Here is a 518-nt window from a genome sequence, read left to right as displayed (position 1 = left end):
GGAACAGTCTTCTCACAAAAGGACTGCAAAGAATATAAGGAAGAATACATTCCGAAAAATCTAAAAGACGCAATTGAATATTTTAATTGTGAATGGTCGGAATCTGACAAAACGGAATTTAAAAATAAAGAAGAAGACGAAGCTGTATCTGAATTACATTTTGGAACTGGAATGGGAATTAGAAATGGTTGGGAATTGTGGAAAGGCAAAAACCGAATATCAAGATTTTTCAAATCAAAAGGAATTTCTCATCCAGACGATATGTCGTCAATAATTTTGACTTCTTTTCACAGAGACTTAAACAACAAACCCATTGAACTGAACGCACAAATTAATTCTTACAAAGCTTATTGGGACGGAATAAAAAATCAAAGAAAAAATCTTAAGAAAAAGTTTAAAGAATTAGAAATAGGAGATGTAATTAAAGTTCCATTAACAGGAGAAACGGGATGGAGATATGACGGAACTGATAGAACTACTTTGCATAATTATTTATACACAGTCGAAAATACAAGAGA

Annotated in this window: 1 protein-coding gene; it reads left to right on the top strand. The window is 31.9% G+C overall.

The features are described 5' to 3' along the window. The coding region (locus tag K8344_RS14005) for a DUF6794 domain-containing protein (protein WP_237609298.1) at positions 1-518 on the top strand (518 nt) is incomplete at both ends.

The sequence above is a fragment of the Aequorivita xiaoshiensis genome, assembly GCF_022008395.1.
Lineage (GTDB): Bacteria > Bacteroidota > Bacteroidia > Flavobacteriales > Flavobacteriaceae > Aequorivita > Aequorivita xiaoshiensis.
This window is presented reverse-complemented; position numbering and strand designations above follow the sequence as displayed.